Raw genomic sequence first — 18,554 nt, forward strand, 5'->3', positions numbered from 1 at the left:
AGTGGTCGCTCCCCCCATTATTCAAACTAAACTGCCCCCAGTTTAGAAGGAGTACCGTGCGCCTAGAGCGAAGGTACGGCTGATAAGCCAGTTGCCAAAATTGTGAGTCTCAGGATATTCATAGTAGCTATGGAATTCCTCATCTGTTAGGTTCGTCGCATCAAAGGTCAACACGAAGTCTTCAGATACATTGTAGGAAAACTGTAAGTCCAAACTCTGCTGGGCAGTGTTATATACGCCGAGTGGGTTTGCAAAAAGCCGGGCCTCGTAGTGATGGAGAAAGTCGTCTCTCCATACATAAGATAAACGAGAACTGAAACGTTCCTTCTCATACGCAAGTACTACGCTGTAAGAGGAATCGGATACAGCAAAGAAAGGTGTCGTATCAGTTCCCACGACTTCTCCTGCATCATTTGTGATTGGGATATCCTGAACCGAGTCCAAAGTCGTGTAGCTTGCTTGGATACCAAAGCCTTCGGCCCAATCCGGCAGGTTCTCAGGAAACCACACCAGTCCAAACTCCAAACCATCGAGTTCTCCATTGGAAGCATTATCCGGTTGCGATAGGATGTAGTCGTAGTTTTCGTAGTTAACACGATTTACGAAATCGATCACGAGACCATCTATCTTTCGCTTAAATGCGGTTGCATACACAAGATTCGCTCCCTTCTCTCCGAAGTAACGTTCGATCGAAAGATCATAATTTTTCGACTCCGTAGGAGCGAGATTAGGATTGCCTCCAGATGCTGTACCATAGCCGATGTTAGTAACATCCTCAACGTATGTAATATTTGGATTCAACGCACCAAATCCTGGATACCGGACCGTTTCGCCATAACTAGCTCGTAAACGGAGGTCAGGTGTAATATCGTAGAGAACAACAGCACTCGGAAGAAGCGAGTCACCACTAGTCGAAGCAGTCGAAGTAATAAAATCTAGGTCTCGGTCTACTTCAACATAACGCAGACCAACCTGACCACTCAACGCTTGGTCGCCAAGATCGACCATGAAGTCAGATTGAATGTAAGCAGCAAGAGTCTCCTCTTCGATTTCAAAATTCTTGGCGATCACGAGTTCCGAGGAAGTCGGGTATCCATACAAACTACGAACTCTGTCCCTTTCTGTGCTGAGGTAATCCGCGTTGATTACCATTGCTGAGGCAGGAATGTCGGTGCGACCGTCGTAGTATCCAGAGTTAACATGCTGCAACTCCGGGTAGTTGGCCAATGGCTGATTTAAGTGGGAGACACCACTTCGATATTCAGCCTCGGAAGCACTGCGATTATCATAGCGTAGACCAAATGCAATATTCTCCAAGAACCCCTCTCTGAGCTCATAAACGCCATCTACCTTGAATTCAGTCGCATCACCTTCATCGCGGTCCGCATTGTCAAAAAACGGTCCGATATTCCAAAGTTCGGCGACGGTTAGGTCACTCTCATCAAGAGGAGTGTTCGGATCGTCTCCGAAACTGAAGGCTGGAACGCCCCCCCCTGCATTGAAGTCTACAGAAATGCTTGGAGGAATACGATTCGTTTGAATCGCGAGGAAGTCTACCGAGAACTCACTCTTCTGATGCGAAAGATCAGCAGTCAAGGAGAGCTTATCCCCAACTTGCCATTCACCGGAAAGGGCATAGAGGTAACTATCTGTCTTTTGCTCAGTACGGTCACCACTCATGAAAGAGAATGGATTTCCGACAGTACGCTCCTTGATGATGTTTGTTCCCGGAATCAGCTCAAAGTCGCCAGGATTACCCCACCAGTCCGCAAGCGAAAACATGAGATTATTATTAAAGCTCTCACGGTAGCCGTTGTAGAACGCTTCGAAGGTGTAGGTCGAATTGTCATCTGGGGCAAACTGCAGCGACAGGTTCGCAGCTGGACGTTCCCGCTTACCATAAAAGTCTGCGGAGAATACCGCATCACGCGTTAAATAGTATGGCACGTCCTGAGTTGCTCCACCACTCACAGGTGTCAAAGGCAAAGTCGCCCCCTCATCGAACGGCAAGCCCGCCTCGAGACCTGGCTGCCACAAGGGATTCTCAACTGCTGACGGATGTGTAGTGAAAAAGCGCTCTAACGGAGCGAAAGAAAAATCCGCAGGAGGCGTTTCAGTAGCGAATGGTACCATCGCCCCTGCCGTGATACTCTTGTCCGTCCAGTTAGACTCGGCGAAGGAAACGTTAAAGAGTGCGCCAAACTTACCCTGATCCGTTTCCCAAACGTTTGAGAAGAGGGCACTGACGTTCGGGTCGAACTCGTCAGCGAGTTCGGAATAGATTCCACGGGCCGCCAAGACAGTTTTCTTTCCATCGAAATTAAAAGGACGCTGAGTACGGACATCGATAACGCCCGCGATGCCATGCTCAATTTGGGAAGCGGAGCGCGTCTTGTGTACGTTCACTCGGTTCACCAAGGAAGCTGGTATGTCAGCCAATGCAACGGAACGACCAGACGCTGTGAAGATGTTACGGCCGTTGACCGTTGTAGTTACATCATTGAGACCGCGGATCGTCACAGTGTTCACTTCACCACGGGCACGATCCGTCGTCTGTACGCCAGCAACACGCTGCAAGGCTTCGACAACATTGTTGTCGGGAAACTTGCCGATGTCTTCCGCCACGAGAGCGTCGATCATCTGACGATTGTTCTTCTTTATCTCAACACCAGCAGCTAGGCTATCGCGAATGCTATTTTCGATAACGAATGCTTCAAGCTCAAACACCTCTCCTTCATCTTGAGCATTCAGATGACTAGCAGCACCGGAAAATCCTAAAAGAAGAGCCATCGCTAGACTTAAGGTCTTACGGTCCCTTCGGCTTGGGCTTTTTGCCCTGGGGTATGAATTATCAATCATAGGGGTCATGATATGTCTGTATGTTATATGTAGCTAATTTGTTTTCAAGCGAATGGAGCTAAGCTCCTCCAATTATCAGTGCGCGATTCTTCTTCGAACCCCGCCAAGTAATTCAAAGTTTCTTCCATCAATCCTCATTTTCCGCTGTTTCCTCTGCAGTTGAATCGCCCGACAACACAGGCCATCCATCCACCGACCACGACAACTCTTCAATTAGGAGTTTCGGCAATCCCTTCTCTGTTAGTCCGTCGTATCCATGAAAAACGAGATACTCCTTCCCGTCGAAAGCGCACACCGAGTTGTGCCCCAACCCTTGCCAGCGCTCATCACCCTCGTTCAACAAGCGTCCGCCTCCATCGTCCATATCAACGCCTGCATCATCAACGTAAGGTCCGGTTACAGACTTTGATCGCCCAACGACTATTTTGTAGGTGCTTTCCTTTCCTCGGCAACAGAAGTCAACCGACGCAAAGAGATAATAGAAATCTCCCTTGCGATAGATGAACGGCCCTTCAATGGCTGTATTTCCAGATTCGAACCCAACCAATTGGCCTTCCTCAGACTTGACCGGAACCTGAACACGACTCGCAATCGATACGAGGTTTTCTTCCTCGCCGATTGGAGCATCTAGACTGTCTTTTAGTCGTACAATCTTCAGTCCACTCCAAAAAGATCCAAAAGATAAATACGGCCTACCCTCATCATCAACGATCAAGTTTGGGTCGATCGCGTTCCAATCATTCTCATCTGGCTTCGAACGCAAGACGATCCCCTCATCCACCCAATTGTAATCTGGATGGGACGAATCTAGCGTCACGTTTGTAGCCAAACCAATACACGAGTCATTGGTACCGAAACGGGATACAGAGTAATACAAATAGTACTTTCCATCCCTAAGGCTGATATCGGGTGCCCAAAAATGTCCGTTGAATCCGGATACCGTTTCAGTTGTCCAGTCGGGAATATCCGGAAACACGGGGTCTTGCATCGACCAGGATGAAAAGTCATCCGACTTCCAAACCGAGATACCTGGCCCCGTGGTGAAGAGATAATAGCTATCCCCTTCCTTAACAATTACTGGATCATGAGCCACCACATCCAGTTGCGGCACATTCACTCGAGCTCTTACAACTGCTGGCTCATCTGCCCAAACAATCAACCCGACAAGCCCGAACAGCAGGGCCAGTAAACCTACGGAATAAATCCTCATAATAAGACCCTAAAATTCAACTGCCCCAGTGAACAGAGGCATACCATCCTCATCCCACGCTAATTTCTTCACAAACGTGTGCCTATTCGGATCCCACAACGGATCTCCCACGATTTCCGTGTACTCGCGTGCGTGATACACGAGAAGATCGTCTTCTCCATTCTCGGAAACCGTGAAACTGTTGTGCCCAGGACCGAAGTGATTGGATTCGAGATCCGAACAAAGCACCGGCGTCTTGCTCTTAGTCCAACTCTTTGAATCGAGCAAATCGCTGCATTCGTCCGCATACAGCAATCCCATAGCATAGTTCTCATCAGTCGCGCTAGCCGAGTAGGATAGGAAGATCCTACTGTTCCGCTTTAAAACAGAAGGTCCTTCATTCACCCAGAAGCCCCGCACTTCCCATTCATACTCAGGGATACTCAATCGAACAGGCTCGGAAGCTAAGACATAAGGCGATTCCATCTTAGCGATGTACAGGTTCGAATTCCCTTCGATCCCCCTCTCCTTCTGAGCCCAAACATAGTAGAGTTCTTGGCGATGCTCGAACACAGTTGCATCCAAGCAAAAGGTATCGATTCCAGAATCGACTCGAATGGGACCGATCCACTTCCCTTCCAATGGGTTCACTGCATTCGTATGGGCAACGTACATACGGTGCTGAAACAGATCATCCTTGATCTCACGTGAAGGAGCCGCGGCAAAATATATGTACCAAACACCATTTACGAAGTGAATCTCGGGGGCCCAGATTAGCTCAGAATAAGGACCTTTAGACGGCTTCGTCCAAACCGTCACCTTCTCCGCATCCGCTAGCCCTCGAATCGTTTTAGCACGTCTTAATTCCAATCGGTCATATTCAGGTACAGACGCTGAGAAATAGTAATAGCCATCCGGACCGCGTAAGATGTGCGGGTCTGCCCGTTGCTCGATAAGGGGCTGTATCTTTCGTTCAATCGTTTTGCTCATGATACTTAAACAGTGTGAAGACTCTTCTTGCTGGGTACATCGTCTACGCCGAGTACATCGCTCTCGGACACCATCTTCTGGTAATACTTATCCGTGATCTTATACCGAAACATGAGGAAGCCTAAGGCCGCGTGAAAGAGCCCTGGTATGATCGTGAGCATCAGAGCGATTCCCATCATCGCGGTTTCCGTTTGCACCTGGTTCGCCACGTATCCAAAATACGCCAACAACAGTCCACTCAACAATCCTGCCAATCCACCACCAGCTTTTTGGCAGAACGAGATTAAACCGAAGGAAATTCCGGATACACGTTTCTTGCTTTTGTCATGCCCATAATCAACCGCCTCCGCAATCGAAGACCAAAACACAGGAGCATGTAGATCTACCACAAAATTAAGGATGATATAGAGCACGAATGCCAGGGCGATGTCTCCTGGTTTGACCAAAAAGAACATAGCCAAGCTAAGTATCCCCACGGCGATCTGAGACCAACGAAACAACTTCACCTTACAGTATCGCTTGGTGATCCACGTCGAAGCCACCATCGCGACTACCGTTGCAGCAATGCCCGCACTTACGAAACTGGAAGCCATGGCCTTGCTGCCTCCCAAGTAGTACTCGCCGTAGTACAAAGCCGTACCCCCTCGGATTACGTATCCAAGAGTTCCTAACAAGCAGCAACCTGCGAGAACCAACCACTGGTCATTGCGAAACAATACCCCCAACTGTGAGAAGAACGGCTGAGGATTCACCTTGTGCTCGATACGCTCACGCGTCGCACCGCAGCAAAACCACATGAGCAACACTCCGACCGCAGACATCAGTCCCATCGCTAGGGTGTAGCCCATTTTCTCGTCACTCCCCCATTTCGTCGCGAGCACCGGCACCGAACCAACAATTACGACATTGGCGATTTTCGCGAAAAACATCCGATACCCATTGGCGGAAAGTTTCTCCTGCGGGTCCGTGGTCAAAACGCTGATATAGGAAATGTAAGGAATCGCCACTCCAGTAAACATCAGCGTAGCCGCAAGGTAGGTCGCATAGGCCCAAACGAGCTTACCTCCGTACTCCATGTCCGGCGTACTAAAAAGCAGCACCATCGACACCCCGTAGGGTATGGCAAGATAGGCAAAATAGGGCCTAAATCGACCAGACTTCCATTTGAAGCGGTCAGTGATTAGTCCCATCATCGGATCGGTAAATGCGTCCACGAAACGGGCGACCAAAAAAAGGATACCCATATCAACAGGATCCAAACCGAATACGTCAGTGTAGTATTTATTGATCAAGAAGAACAGGGCCGCGACCATCACGTTGATCGACATGTCGCCTGCTCCAAATCCTACCTTTTCAATGACCGAAAGTCGTTTGCTTTGCATTCTAAATAGCTCACAACCAACTCCCTAGCATCAGCGGTGCTGACTTACGGGGCAGGTTGTACAAATTGGGGTTACCGGCTCCAGTCGCCACGCATCCACGCAGCTTCAAAGAGCCTCCACAAAGCAATGCGCCCTTCCGCTCTCAAACCCGCCAAAGGAATGCAGACATATTCAACGGGACCGTGGGAAGCGGTCTTGTGCCGCGATCAAGAACGGGAGAATTGCGACACAAGGTCGCTTCCCACAAAAAACTTCGTGGGCAAAAACCTACTTCCCCGCAGGACCAAACATACGCCCGGCTTCGTAGCCCAGGATCCGAGCAAACGCCCAATCAAACCAGAACCCCTGCACTGGATTTCCTTTACCGATAGCGACCGAGTATTTCTCTCGTACCACTGCACTCGCTAATTGGTACGCATCTTCTGCCTCGCTCGCCTTACCCATCTTAAATTTCGCCATCGCCAACACAAACCGAGCCGCCGCATCGCGAGGTGCATTTGGATCCGGGAAAGACAAACAGTGCTCCGCCTCCGCTACCGCAGCCGCGTAATTTGAACGACGATACTCGTACAAGGCGATCGCCATAGCGCGCCAAGAAGCTTGGAAGGTATCACCGATTTCCTCCGCCTCCAGCTTCGCCTCGCGAGAAGCCTCCGCAAAGGGTGCCAATTGAGCGAGCATCTCTTGGTTCGCCGGGGCAAGCAGACTGATCTTTACGATACGATCGGTGAACGGAATCTCAGATCCTTCGAAACGCTGAACCGCTAAACGACGGAAAGAATCATACGCGTCCAAATCTCCAAGCTCCATCAGGACGGGTCCGAGTTCTAGATAATCTAGGCTCACCGTATCCGCACCTTCCAGTTCGTTGATCTTCAACAGAACCCGGAATCGCTCCGCGGCCAGTGTCCAGTTTTCATTAAAGACATGCCATTCGCCCAATGCTCGAAAGACCGCGGCTCCCTCCATGGTCGCTTCGTTGAGCTCGACATCGCGTACAAGTAAATCCGCCTCTTCGAAAGCCTCATCATTTACCAGCATCGCTGCTTGAGTCATACGCTCCCGAATCTCCGCTTCTTCACGCAATCTAGCTTGAAGCTGCTCCGCCGCAACCGCTCGTTGCCTAGCTTCGCGTTCCCTCAGTAACATCATCGTGGATACACCGGTTGCAAAAACGAGGATGAGAGCCACCACAATCGAAGCGAGCACGACAACCCGATTTCGCTTAACCACCTTCTTAACCGTATAGAGATAGGAGTTCGGATGGGCCATCACCGGCTCATGCGCTAGATATCGACGCAGATCGGTGGCCAAAGCATCTGCCGTCTCATAGCGTCGTCTCCGGTCCTTGGAGAGCGCTTTCATCACAATGCAATCCAAATCCCCTTTCAGTCGCCCGACTAGGTTCTCCGACGATTTATTCATCGTACCAGCAAACTGAGACACTTTACCCGGCTCGGAACCAATCAATCGCTCAGATGGCTTCGCTGGCTCCTCGTCACTGAAAATTCGTCGCAATTCACCGATTCCCACACTGGCTAATCGATCCTTATCAAATGGAGTAAGCCCCGTCAGTAGTTCGTAAAGCAATACACCCAAGCTATACACATCACTTCGTGTATCCACATCCAAACCACCGAGCTGCACCTGCTCTGGGCTCATGTAGGAAGGAGTGCCGAGCACTTGGTTTTCAGGACCCGAAAATAGCATCATTTCGCTGAACCCAGCCTCCGTGGCACGAGCGATTCCAAAATCGATCACACGCGGCACCGCCTTTCCGTCATGCTCGCTTACAATTATGTTAGACGGCTTGATATCCCCATGAATAATCCCCTTTTGGTGAGCGTGCTGAATCGCATGGCACACTTTGATAAAGAGTTCCAAACGATCGATTATTCCAAGGTGGTGGTCACGACAATAGTGAGTCAGAGCTTCGCCTCGCACATGCTCCATCACGAAATACGGAGACCCGCTGGAAGTCTGCCCTGCATCGAACACACGAGCGATGTTGGGATGATCCATCATAGCTAGCGCTTGGCGTTCGGCTTCAAAGCGTGAAATCACTCGCTTACTCTCCATCCCGAGACGAATGATCTTCAGAGCCACGGCACGCCGCACAGGCTCTTCCTGTTCAGCAAGATAAACGACACCGCAGCCACCGTCACCCAAACGCTGAATCAATCGATACCGCCCGATTCGTACTCCTACCGTTTCCTCGTCCTCTGGAGCTTTCTTCAACTCCTGGGCGACCTGAGTAATATTTAAGGCCTCCGCCCCTTCGTCGAAAAACGCATCCACATCACCCGACGACTCAAGCATTGATTCCAAACGATGCCTCAAATCTTTATCTTCGCAGTTCTCGGTCAGGTAGCGCGAGCGCTCCACTGGGTCGCTAATCGCTCGGGCTGCATCAAACAATTCTTCTTCGCGTAAGGAGTCCATAACTACACTAAGCCCCCTTGCTGTTTCTTTATCGTTTCAAAAAGCCAAGACTTCGCAAAAGCCCAACGCCGCTCGACGGTGCGCTCACTAATGCTCAGCATCTCCGCCACCTCAGAATTGGTGTGACTCATGTAAAATTTCAAAACGACCACGCGCGCTTGCTCCGGGTCCTTTAGCTTGAGTTGTTCGAGGGCATCATCGATCAGCAAGACTTTTTCCTCCGGGCTCGCAGCTGCCACATCAATAGTCGACAAATCGACCCGTACCATGTCACCGCCCCGCTTTAGACGTGCCTTGCGGCGGGCCGACTCGATCAATATTCGCCGCATCGCTTCTGCTGCAGCCCCAAAAAAATGGGCTCGACTCTCCCAGCGCACCCCCCCTTTTCCTACCACACGGAGCCACGCCTCGTGCACCAAAGCCGTCGCTTGCAGGGTGTGTCCCGATGACTCCCGAGCCATTCGTACCCCTGCATGCTGCCGCAACTCATCGTAGACCAGCGGGAGTAGATCCTCGGAAGCTTTCACATCCCCCTCTTCAATCGCCTGTAAACAAAGCGTGATGTCAGCTGCGTGCTCACCACCATTCTGATCAGGCCCAGAGGATCCTATCGAGTTTCCAGTGTTGTGAACTTCGTTTTCCACAAGGGGTAATGGGGACATGGGGTGAGTGAAATAAGGAATTGCAGTTTGGAGCTGCCACCTTCCAGCAAACTAAGCGCGTTCTCGTCCGAATCAACAAAAGACGCAAAACAAGCCGTTTCGCGCCCTAGTGGGTGCTGGTGCCCCTATTCGAACGGTGGCACGCTCGATCGGGTTCGTACGATCGGCTTCAGGAGACCATCGTCCGTGTATTCAAGTTTATCTATACAAAGCGAGCGTCTGTAGACGCCACCACCAGGAAGCGAAGCGTCGTGGTAAACGAAATACCAGTTGTCCTTAAACTCCACGATTCCTTGGTGGTTCGTCTCGGACTTCGGTAGCAACTCATTCAGCACCCCCTGATATTCCCACGGCCCCGTCACGCTTTTGCTCGTTGAATACTCGGTCGTCGAAGGATATCCAGATGCATAGGTCAGATAGTAGAGATCGTCTCGTTTGTGAATGAAGGGCGCCTCGAAAAAGCGGTGAGCCTGCACCGTCTCGACCGATCCATCGAGCTCGAGCATGTTATCCTTGAGCTTCACCATGCGGCACTCGCCCCATGACCCCCAATACATGTAGGCCTGTCCGTCATCGTCCACGTAAACCGCTGGATCGATATTTAGAACAATCGAATTCTCTGTCTTATCCGTAATCAACGCCTCGCCAATTGCATCACGAAACGGCCCAGTCGGACTATCGCTTACCGCAACTCCGATGGCGAAGCCCTCGTGAACCTGGATGTCTTTATGTCGGATCGAAACATACCAGTAGAACTTTCCGTCACGCTCAATGCAATGACTCGCGAACGCGTCACCCTTCGCCCACGCAAAATCGTCGACCGATAAAAGGGGACCATGCTTCTCATAGTTTAGCATATCCGTAGTGGAGAACGCATACCAATCATCCATTTTAAAGAACGTATCCGTCTCGTTCTGAATATCGTGCCCAGTATACACATACAAGGTCTCGTCGTGAACCAGCGGAGAAGGGTCAGCTGTAAACATGTCAGTCACAATAGGATTCCCCCGCCCCTCATAGGCAGGTCCCACACCTTCCAGAGTCGGAACAATCGGTAGGATCGCCCCATCCTCATCATAGTAAAGATAATCGATACATACTGAGCGTCTCCAGCTGCCACCGGTCAAGGTTCCGCCATTGTGATAGATGAAATAGTCTCGTCCTTTGAACTCGATGATCGACTGGTGATTCGTGTTCGAATTACCCGCGATCTCGTTGATAATTCCTCCGTACTCCCAAGGCCCCTCAAGGCTCTTCGAAGTCGCATAGGCAGTTCGTTCCGGGAATCCCCATGCATAGGTGAGGTAATACAGATCCCCCTTCTTATGCACATACGGAGCCTCTACGAAGTTCGGCAGATCGATCTGATGAATCTCACCATCGAGCTCTACCATGTTGTCCTTCAGCTTCGCCCAATAACAATTCGTATTCCCCCAAAAGATGTAGGCCTGGCCCGCATCGTCCACGTAGACCGCCGGATCTATATCATCCCAAGTCACCTCACGCCCTTGCGGATTGGTCGGATTCGGGGTCATGTCGCTGGAAATCAGCGGACCGCCAATCGCATCTTTGAACGGCCCCGTCGGGCTATCCGCTACCGCGACGCCCACGGCGAATCCCTTACCGTGGCCCCGCCAAACAGTGACATACCAATAAAACTTACCATCGCGCTCCACCGTGTGAGCCGCCCAGGCGTTAGCCTCCGCCCACTCGAAATCGTCCAGAGAGAGAAGAGCACCCTCCGGCTTCCAATTCACCATGTCATCCGAAGAGAAACACAGCCAGTCCTTCATAACGTAGCCCGCCGTTTCCGGAGCTTGCTCGTCATGGCCCGTGTACAAATACACCTTTCCTTCATGGACCAGAGCGGCCGGATCGGCCGTGTGCACATCTGTAATAATGGGGTTCGCTGCCTGCGCGACCGATGCCGCCAGCAAAGACATAAGAGGCAAAAACTTCATATTCTTACATGCGCCCCTGGCAGCAAAAACCCGCCATCCATTTTCAAGAATCAAGAAGGGCGACGCTCCGTCGTTGCCACCACACAACAAACAAACAAGGGCCGGCCCAAAACTGAACCGGCCCTCGCGTAAACTACCACGTTACCCAGATCAAACTACCAACTAGCTTAACCAGAAACTGAAATAGGTGTACATGCCAACCACCAGAACCAGGAGCACGGTCGTCATCACGATGTCCCACTTGTCCCAACTCTCGCGGATCTCGCGCTTGTCGGCCTCCGACAAAGTCGAGCGCGTCAGACCCTGGATCGATGCCGGATCGGGCTTCTCAGAAACCAACGACAAAGCCACTACTAGCACGAGGCTGATAACCAGAAGCACTCCAGAATAATAAAGGAAGTTGATCTCCGCGATCTGCACCAGCACCCCTGACGCAGCCGCATCGCTCGCCACCACCGCTTCGATGACCATCTTACCCATTCCAAGCACGAAGCCGATTATCAGTCCCCAGAAGGCTCCCACCTTTGTACAGCGTTTCCAGAACAGCCCCAGCAGGAACACCGCAGTGATCGGAGGAGCCAAGTAGCCTTGTACGCTCTGCAAATACTTGTAGAGTCCGCCACCGGCCATGTTGTGCATAATCGGTATCCAAACGATTCCGCAAACCACGACTACCACGGTTGCCAAACGCCCCACTCTCACGAGATGCTTCTCGCTCATGCCGGGGCGGATCTTTTCGTAAATGTCTATCGTGAAGAGCGTCGCGCAGGAGTTGAATAAAGACGCCAACGAGCTCATCAACGCGGACAGCAAGCCCGCCACGACCAAGCCTCGCATGCCAACAGGCAACAGGTTCGTCACCATCGTAGCGAAAACCTGGTCCCCATCGATCTGCCCTTCTCCCTTCGAAGGAATAACCATCAATCCCTTCTGGTGCAGTGCCCATCCGATCAAGCCAGGCACCAAGAAAATCATTACCGGCCAGACCTTCAGCAATCCACCAAACAAGGCCCCGCGCCGAGCATCCTTCAGGCTCTTGGACGCCAAGGTTCGTTGGATGATATACTGGTCCGTACACCAGTACCAGACACCGATCACGGGTGACGCGATCAGAATACCCAACCACGGAAAATCTGGATCCGAAAGCGGACGCCACAAAGCAAACGACTCCGCATTCTCCTTACAAAGAGCCTGGAGTTCGCCCCAACCACCTAGCTGAGAAAGCCCGATATAGGTGATAAAAACCGATCCGATCAGCAAAATGAAAGCTTGAGCCACCTCCGTATAGAGGACCGCCCGCAAACCGCCCATCACCGTGTAGATACCTGTCAATACGACAGTGGTAAACGCTCCCACCCAGAATGCATTATCAGGACTTCCAAAGGTATCTGGTAGCAAAGTTTTGAATACCAAGGCCCCCGCGTAAACAGTGACCGAAACCTTGGTGAACACGTAGGCGATCAAACTAACGATCGACAGCACCCAACGGGTGCGAGCATCGAAGCGACGCTCCAGAAACTCCGGCATCGTGAAAACGCCCGACTTATAGTAAAACGGCACGAACACCCAAGCCAGCACGATCATCACCCAGGCGTGCAGCTCCCAGTGCGCCATCGCCATCCCGCTCGTGGCTCCGTTTCCAGCCAAGCCCACGATGTGTTCGGAACCGATGTTCGATGCGAACAAGGACGCCCCCACCACAAACCACGCCGCATGCCTTCCCGCGAGGAAGTAGTCCGACGTGGTTTTCTGCCGCTGCGACGACCAATAAACGATACCGACCAGCCCCGCGAAATACACCGCGACAATAGTCCAATCAAATCCAGTTAGGGTACTCATAGAGATTCAGGTTTAGGAGGTATACCGATGAAAACTTCTCCAGTAAAACAGAGGTACAACAGCATCGATATCTCTATATGCGCCTTATTCAGTTAACAGCCGCCACAACAAATCCCGGAAGGCAAAGAGTGACCACCAAATGTGCATTTTGTGATCTTAAGGCGAACTTCCATTGCCGCTGAGAGATTCGTCCAACGCTGTATTGATCAACAAAATCAGCGTCATGAAAGCACAACTAAACACCCCCTCAGGGCTATTAGCCCGCCTCCTAAAACTTGCTGTTTTGATTACGGCAACCGCACTCCTATGCACCGTCACCCAAGCTAAAAAATTCGAAGGACTCGCTCTCACGCCTCCAATGGGCTGGAACTCCTGGAATACCTTCGAATCCGAAATCAGTGAACAACTCGTGATTGATACCGCGGAGGCCATGAAAGCCAATGGCATGCTCGACGCTGGCTACCGATACATCGTCATCGACGACACTTGGTCACTGCGTGAACGCGACCCCGAAGGCAATCTCGTACCCGACCCCGTCAAGTTCCCCAATGGCATCAAAGCCCTAGCCGACAAGCTCCACGCGATGGGCTTCAAATTTGGCATCTACGGTGACGCAGGCAAAACCACCTGCGCCGGTTACCCGGGCAGCCAAGGGCACGAGTACCAAGACGCCCGTCTATTCGCTTCCTGGGGAGTCGACTACCTCAAGTACGACTGGTGCGCCACGGACACCCGCGACGCCAAAGAAGCTTACACCACCATGCGCGACGCCTTGTACGCCGCTGGGCGTCCCGTCATCTTTTCGATCTGCGAATGGGGTGACAACAAGCCTTGGGAATGGGCCCAGGATATAGGGCACCTCTGGCGTATCTCGGGCGACATCTACGATTGCTGGGACTGCGAGTTCAAATGGTCACGCGGCTTTAAAGTCATCCTCGACGGTTACCACGATGCGGAACCCTCCGTGGTAGGACGCGATGGACTCGGCAAGTACTCCGGCCCTGGTGGATGGAACGACGCCGATATGCTCGAAGTCGGCAACCCCGGGCTCACCCTCGCGGAATCGCGTTCCCACTTCACCCTTTGGGCAATGATTTCCTCTCCCCTCATGGCCGGTAACGACATGCGAATCGTCACCCCTGAAATCGTCGAAATTCTTACCAACAAGGAAATCATCGCCATCAATCAAGATCCCGACGGAGTCGCGGGTTGGCGGATCTTCACTGCACCCGACAAATACGAGATTTGGGTCAAGCCACTCCACAATGGCGACTGGGCGGTCACAGTCCTGAACTCTTCAGAAGAAAGCCAGGACGTCACCATCGAGTGGCATCGCATGGAACAGACCTTCCCTGACGAATACCAAATTCGCGACCTCTGGAACGACAATGACCTCGGCGACACTCACAAGCCGCTCAAGGCAAGCATCGCCAGTCACGACGTCCTCACCCTTCGTCTCAGCAAAAAGTAGCGAGAACCAAATCCTCGCAAATAATGCAAAACATGATACGTCTTCCCCAAATGCGGGAAGACGTTTTTGCCAGAGTAGACGGAGGGGCAGACGAAACGCGTCGCGACACAAGCTACTATTGGGACAATTCCAAGCGTTCGGAATCCAACCGAATCAACCTGCAACGCACTCTCTCAGGAGAAGGTTTCTTTGAAAACGAAACCGGACGCTACGCCCTCCCTATCGGGACCCTCATCGCCTTCACCCAGCGAGAGAACTCCCGCTACGGATATCCCGCCACAGCCAGCGAGCCTTACAAACTACGCTACCTCTCCATCGATCCGAGCACCACCGCCACGCCGCTCTTCAATAGAATTCGCCGCGATTTTGGCTCCGTTCTCTCGATGCCTGATGGCAGCGAATCCTGCAGTCTCTTCGATGAGATCTTCTACCGTTTCCAATCGAGCGACTTCATCGACCTTTATCAAGAATCTGAATACATCACTCGCCTACTGACTTCCATCTACCGCCAGCAAGTCGACGACACCCAACACCGTGACCCCATAGAGTACGGCTACCATCTAATAAAAAACCGATACACGAGCCCAATCACGCTCACCGAGATCGCTAGCACCTGCGGTGTCACCCGCGAGCATTTCATCCGCAGATTCTCTAAACGCTATCAAACGTCACCTGGAGCGTTGTTGCGCTCCCTACGTCTCGACCACGCCAGAAAAATGCTCGAAACAACGAACTTAGACATTTGCCATATCGCCAAAGCCAGCGGCTACTCCTCAACTAACGTTTTCGGTCGTGCCTTCAAAAAAAACTACGGCCACACACCTCGCAAATCGCGATAGGGTTACCGTATCTGTAAGAGCGAGCTGGTTCGTCGAGAACCGCGGCACAAGGCCGCTTCCCACAGATTTAGCGAAAACGGAGCTACAGTCCAAACATACGAGGCAGCGCCACTGAAAACGCAGGCACATAGGTGATCAGCATCAGCCCAATAAACATCGCCACAAAGAATGGGATCATTATCGGCGTCACCTTTGCAATCGTTGTCTTCCCTACTCCGCACCCTAGAAACAGGCACGTGCCAACCGGAGGTGTACAGAGCCCGATACAAAGGTTCGCGATCATGATGATACCAAAGTGAACCGGATCGACTCCCAACGTTTTCGCGATCGGCAAAAAGATCGGCGTAAAGATGAGGACAGCTGGAGTCATATCCATGAACGTCCCGACGAACAACAGTAACAAATTGATCATGAGCATGATCACGAGAGGATTGTCAGATAGTCCCAACAGCAGAGCGGACACAGTTTGCGGAATGTTCGAAATCGTCATGATCCAGGACATCCCTGAACTCGCACCGATTAGTAGCATTATGACTGCTGTCGTCACCCCCGTCTGCAACAGGATTTCAGGCAACTGACTCAATTTGACCTCCCGATACAACACGACCGAGAGGAAAAAGGAATAGGCCACGGCAACAGCTGAAGCCTCGGTCGCAGTAAACACCCCCTTCAAAATACCGCCTATTACGATAACAAGCAGCAGCATACTCAGAAACGCTCTTCTAAAAGCTGACCATATTTCGCTAAGACGATAGCTTTCTCCAGAGCTGAGCCCAGTCTTCTTCGCGATGATAAAGCAGACAAGCATCAGAAGTAGACCGATCAAGATACCGGGTAGAATGCCAGCCATAAACATGGCAGCGATGGATACAGAACCAGACGCAACTGCATACACGATCATGATGTTGCTCGGCGGAATCAACAGTCCTGTGGTTGCCGCGGTGGTTGTCACTGCCACACTAAACTCGTTGTTATACCCTTTGTTTTTCATCTCAGGCAGCATAAACCCGCCGATGGATGTCACCGCTGCTGCCGCTGACCCGGATATCGATCCGAATAGCATACATGTCAGTGTATTCACATATGCAAGACCTCCGGGAAAACGACTCATTAACGCTGCCGCCAAATCCATAAGACGACGAGCCATTCCACCACGCCCCATCAAGACCCCTGACAGGATAAAGAACGGTATGGCCAAGAGTGCGAAACTATCGATCCCGTTGGCCATTTTTGAAGCAACCATTAGATTGGGGTCATAACCTTCCAGCAACATTGCGAACATAGTCGCTACCGCGATCGCTACAGCGATTGGCACGTTCATCACCAGCAAGGCGACAAACACCATAACGAGAATTACGATTACTTCGATCATCCTGCAGCCTCCTCACTCCGGTCTTTTGGAGTCGCTAAAACTTCCACAAGTTGCTCAAGCAAGAAAAACGTCATAAACACTCCACTTATCGGAAGGGCAATATACTCCCACCACTTCGCCATAGGAAGGGCCACCATTGTTTGCCCTGATGCAAAGGTCTTCTGCACCAAATCGAAACCACCGATAAGAAATACGGATACAGAGAAGAACAGGCACACTACAATGCCTATCACTTTGTTCAGCTTCTTTCCTGTCGGGTGTAGTTTTTCAGCAAAATAGTCGAGCCCAAGATGTGCCTTCATCGCAAAGGCGACGCTTGCTCCAAAAAGGGAAACCCAAACCAACAACAAACGAGCGAGCTCCTCGCTCCATTTCGCCTGCTGCCCAAAAGCATACCTTGAGATAACTCCCCAAAGCACATCTAGGACCAACACCGCCATTAGGAGGATAACCAAGGTTTGTAAGATGCGGGTCACGCTTTTTCGAACTGCGATAGCTGCCCCAAGCAACTGGGATTGCGACTCCATACTCATTTTTCCGCCTCCTCCACGATCCTATTCAACCATGGCTCCATTGGAGTTCCAACGAGTGTATCCTTGATTGAAGAACAAGCCGCTTGGAATTGACTCGGATCGCAATCAACAATCTCGACACCTGCTTCTACGACAGCAGCCAAGGACTCCTTTGTCTTTTGGGCCCAAAGCTCTCTCTGGTAAATGGAAGACTCATCGGCGGCTTGCTGCAGCCAATCCTTCTCTTCTCCACTCAAGCTCATCCAGATTTTCGAACTGATCATCAGCAAGTCCGGAACTCTCGTATGAGCGTCTGGAGTGAAGTACTTGCACTCCTCGTAGTGGCGACTGCTATAAAAACTGGGGGGGTTGTTTTCCGCCCCATCAACAACTCCCTGCGCCAAGGCCGAATAGAGTTCGCCCCAAGCGATTGGCGTTGGCGAACCACCCATAGCCTCGATCATCGAGATAGCCATCCGACTATTCTGTACCCGTATCTTCATTCCCTTCAGATCGTCCGGCGAACGTATTGGCTTTTTGGTGCTATAAAAATTGCGACTACCCGCGTCATAGTAGCAAAGTCCGATCAACCCCGTCCCCTTTCCAACCGAAAGCAGCTCCTTGCCAAGCGGGCTATCCAGCACATCCCAGAAGTGATCTTCATCATTGAAAAGGTACGGAACGCCAAACACTCCCATCTCAGGAATGAACGACTCCATAGCGGCAGTTGAAGTCTTAGACATGGCAAGCTCTCCACTCTGCAATTGCTCGATGCACTGTACTTCTGATCCCAATACACCACTTGGATAGATATCCATACTCAAACGTCCACCAGAGAGCTCGAGCACACGTTCCTTCATTTTTACCATCCCTAAGTGCACCGGATGGCTCGTATCCAAACCGTGGGCCAACTTCAACACACGTCCACCAGCGACATCACTGCCTCCACCGGACACAAAGGCGTACACAGCCGACGCTACGAGCACGCCTACAAGAACACCCACAGAAAAAATAGAAGCACTCTTAGTCATATCAA

The 18,554-nt window shown here is 51.5% G+C and carries 13 protein-coding genes and 1 pseudogene; 2 read left to right on the forward strand and 12 right to left on the reverse strand.

Going from position 1 to position 18,554, the window contains the following annotated elements; all coding sequences use genetic code 11:
- Positions 1 to 42 precede the first annotated feature (42 nt).
- The 9 genes and pseudogenes from JIN87_RS15850 to JIN87_RS15885 form a co-directional block, all read right to left on the reverse strand.
- A complete protein-coding gene (locus JIN87_RS15850) occupies positions 43 to 2,790 on the reverse strand; it encodes a TonB-dependent receptor (protein ID WP_200356567.1) in 2,748 nt (915 codons plus the stop codon).
- 196 nt (positions 2,791 to 2,986) lie between these two features.
- Positions 2,987 to 4,069, reverse strand: coding sequence for a family 43 glycosylhydrolase (locus JIN87_RS15855; protein ID WP_200356568.1), 1,083 nt, complete (start codon positions 4,067 to 4,069; stop codon positions 2,987 to 2,989).
- A 9-nt stretch (positions 4,070 to 4,078) separates the two neighbouring features.
- Complete coding sequence (locus JIN87_RS15860) at positions 4,079 to 5,038, reverse strand: glycoside hydrolase family 43 protein (RefSeq protein WP_200356569.1); 960 nt, start codon at positions 5,036 to 5,038, stop codon at positions 4,079 to 4,081.
- 5 nt (positions 5,039 to 5,043) lie between these two features.
- Complete coding sequence (locus tag JIN87_RS15865) at positions 5,044 to 6,420, reverse strand: MFS transporter (RefSeq protein WP_200356570.1); 1,377 nt, start codon at positions 6,418 to 6,420, stop codon at positions 5,044 to 5,046.
- Positions 6,421 to 6,687: 267 nt separating this feature from the next.
- Positions 6,688 to 8,862: a serine/threonine-protein kinase gene (locus tag JIN87_RS15870; protein WP_200356571.1), complete on the reverse strand. Its 2,175-nt coding sequence runs from the start codon at positions 8,860 to 8,862 to the stop codon at positions 6,688 to 6,690.
- Positions 8,863 to 8,864: 2 nt separating this feature from the next.
- Complete coding sequence (locus JIN87_RS15875; RefSeq protein ID WP_200356572.1) at positions 8,865 to 9,524, reverse strand: sigma-70 family RNA polymerase sigma factor; 660 nt, start codon at positions 9,522 to 9,524, stop codon at positions 8,865 to 8,867.
- A 125-nt stretch (positions 9,525 to 9,649) separates the two neighbouring features.
- The gene (locus tag JIN87_RS28945; RefSeq protein WP_345780799.1) at positions 9,650 to 10,555 is read right to left on the reverse strand and encodes a glycoside hydrolase family 43 protein; all 906 of its coding nucleotides are present in this window, start codon (positions 10,553 to 10,555) and stop codon (positions 9,650 to 9,652) included.
- Positions 10,547 to 11,485: pseudogene (locus JIN87_RS28950) on the reverse strand (glycoside hydrolase family 43 protein); the annotation flags it as partial. The pseudogene JIN87_RS28950 and the gene JIN87_RS28945, both read right to left, overlap by 9 nt.
- A 162-nt stretch (positions 11,486 to 11,647) precedes the next feature.
- Entirely contained in the window at positions 11,648 to 13,324 is a 1,677-nt protein-coding gene (locus JIN87_RS15885; RefSeq protein WP_200356574.1) for a sodium:solute symporter, read from the reverse strand.
- 223 nt (positions 13,325 to 13,547) lie between these two features.
- On the opposite strand from JIN87_RS15885, the gene JIN87_RS15890 reads away from it, so the two are divergent.
- Positions 13,548 to 14,795 (forward strand): glycoside hydrolase family 27 protein, encoded by a 1,248-nt coding sequence (locus JIN87_RS15890; protein ID WP_200356575.1) that lies wholly within the window; start codon positions 13,548 to 13,550, stop codon positions 14,793 to 14,795.
- 32 nt (positions 14,796 to 14,827) lie between these two features.
- The gene (locus tag JIN87_RS15895; protein ID WP_234033447.1) at positions 14,828 to 15,634 is read left to right on the forward strand and encodes an AraC family transcriptional regulator; all 807 of its coding nucleotides are present in this window, start codon (positions 14,828 to 14,830) and stop codon (positions 15,632 to 15,634) included.
- A gap of 82 nt (positions 15,635 to 15,716) precedes the next feature.
- Here the strand turns inward: JIN87_RS15895 and JIN87_RS15900 are convergent, their stop codons facing one another.
- Genes JIN87_RS15900 through JIN87_RS15910 form a run of 3 tightly spaced genes read right to left on the reverse strand, consistent with a single transcriptional unit; the run spans position 15,717 to position 18,549 of the window.
- Positions 15,717 to 17,006, reverse strand: a complete 1,290-nt coding sequence (locus JIN87_RS15900; protein WP_200356577.1) for a TRAP transporter large permease — start codon at positions 17,004 to 17,006, stop codon at positions 15,717 to 15,719.
- Entirely contained in the window at positions 17,003 to 17,539 is a 537-nt protein-coding gene (locus JIN87_RS15905; protein ID WP_200356578.1) for a TRAP transporter small permease, read from the reverse strand. Before JIN87_RS15905 ends, JIN87_RS15900 begins: the two co-directional genes overlap by 4 nt.
- Positions 17,536 to 18,549 (reverse strand): TRAP transporter substrate-binding protein, encoded by a 1,014-nt coding sequence (locus JIN87_RS15910; RefSeq protein ID WP_200356579.1) that lies wholly within the window; start codon positions 18,547 to 18,549, stop codon positions 17,536 to 17,538. The genes JIN87_RS15905 and JIN87_RS15910 overlap by 4 nt, the downstream gene beginning before the upstream one ends.
- Positions 18,550 to 18,554: the final 5 nt, after the last annotated feature.

It is taken from the genome of Pelagicoccus mobilis (assembly GCF_016595505.1).
GTDB classification, from domain to species: Bacteria; Verrucomicrobiota; Verrucomicrobiia; order Opitutales; family Opitutaceae; genus Pelagicoccus; species Pelagicoccus mobilis.

Coding starts and splice junctions, on each gene's coding strand:
- JIN87_RS15850 (WP_200356567.1), bottom strand. CDS start 2,790: ATGGCTCTTCTTTTAGGATTTTCCGGTGCTGCTAGTCATCTGAATGCT.
- JIN87_RS15905 (WP_200356578.1), bottom strand. CDS start 17,539: ATGAGTATGGAGTCGCAATCCCAGTTGCTTGGGGCAGCTATCGCAGTT.
- JIN87_RS15875 (WP_200356572.1), bottom strand. CDS start 9,524: ATGTCCCCATTACCCCTTGTGGAAAACGAAGTTCACAACACTGGAAAC.
- JIN87_RS15855 (WP_200356568.1), bottom strand. CDS start 4,069: ATGAGGATTTATTCCGTAGGTTTACTGGCCCTGCTGTTCGGGCTTGTC.
- JIN87_RS15870 (WP_200356571.1), bottom strand. CDS start 8,862: ATGGACTCCTTACGCGAAGAAGAATTGTTTGATGCAGCCCGAGCGATT.
- JIN87_RS15865 (WP_200356570.1), bottom strand. CDS start 6,420: ATGCAAAGCAAACGACTTTCGGTCATTGAAAAGGTAGGATTTGGAGCA.
- JIN87_RS15885 (WP_200356574.1), bottom strand. CDS start 13,324: ATGAGTACCCTAACTGGATTTGATTGGACTATTGTCGCGGTGTATTTC.
- JIN87_RS15895 (WP_234033447.1), top strand. CDS start 14,828: ATGATACGTCTTCCCCAAATGCGGGAAGACGTTTTTGCCAGAGTAGAC.
- JIN87_RS15860 (WP_200356569.1), bottom strand. CDS start 5,038: ATGAGCAAAACGATTGAACGAAAGATACAGCCCCTTATCGAGCAACGG.
- JIN87_RS15910 (WP_200356579.1), bottom strand. CDS start 18,549: ATGACTAAGAGTGCTTCTATTTTTTCTGTGGGTGTTCTTGTAGGCGTG.
- JIN87_RS15900 (WP_200356577.1), bottom strand. CDS start 17,006: ATGATCGAAGTAATCGTAATTCTCGTTATGGTGTTTGTCGCCTTGCTG.
- JIN87_RS15890 (WP_200356575.1), top strand. CDS start 13,548: ATGAAAGCACAACTAAACACCCCCTCAGGGCTATTAGCCCGCCTCCTA.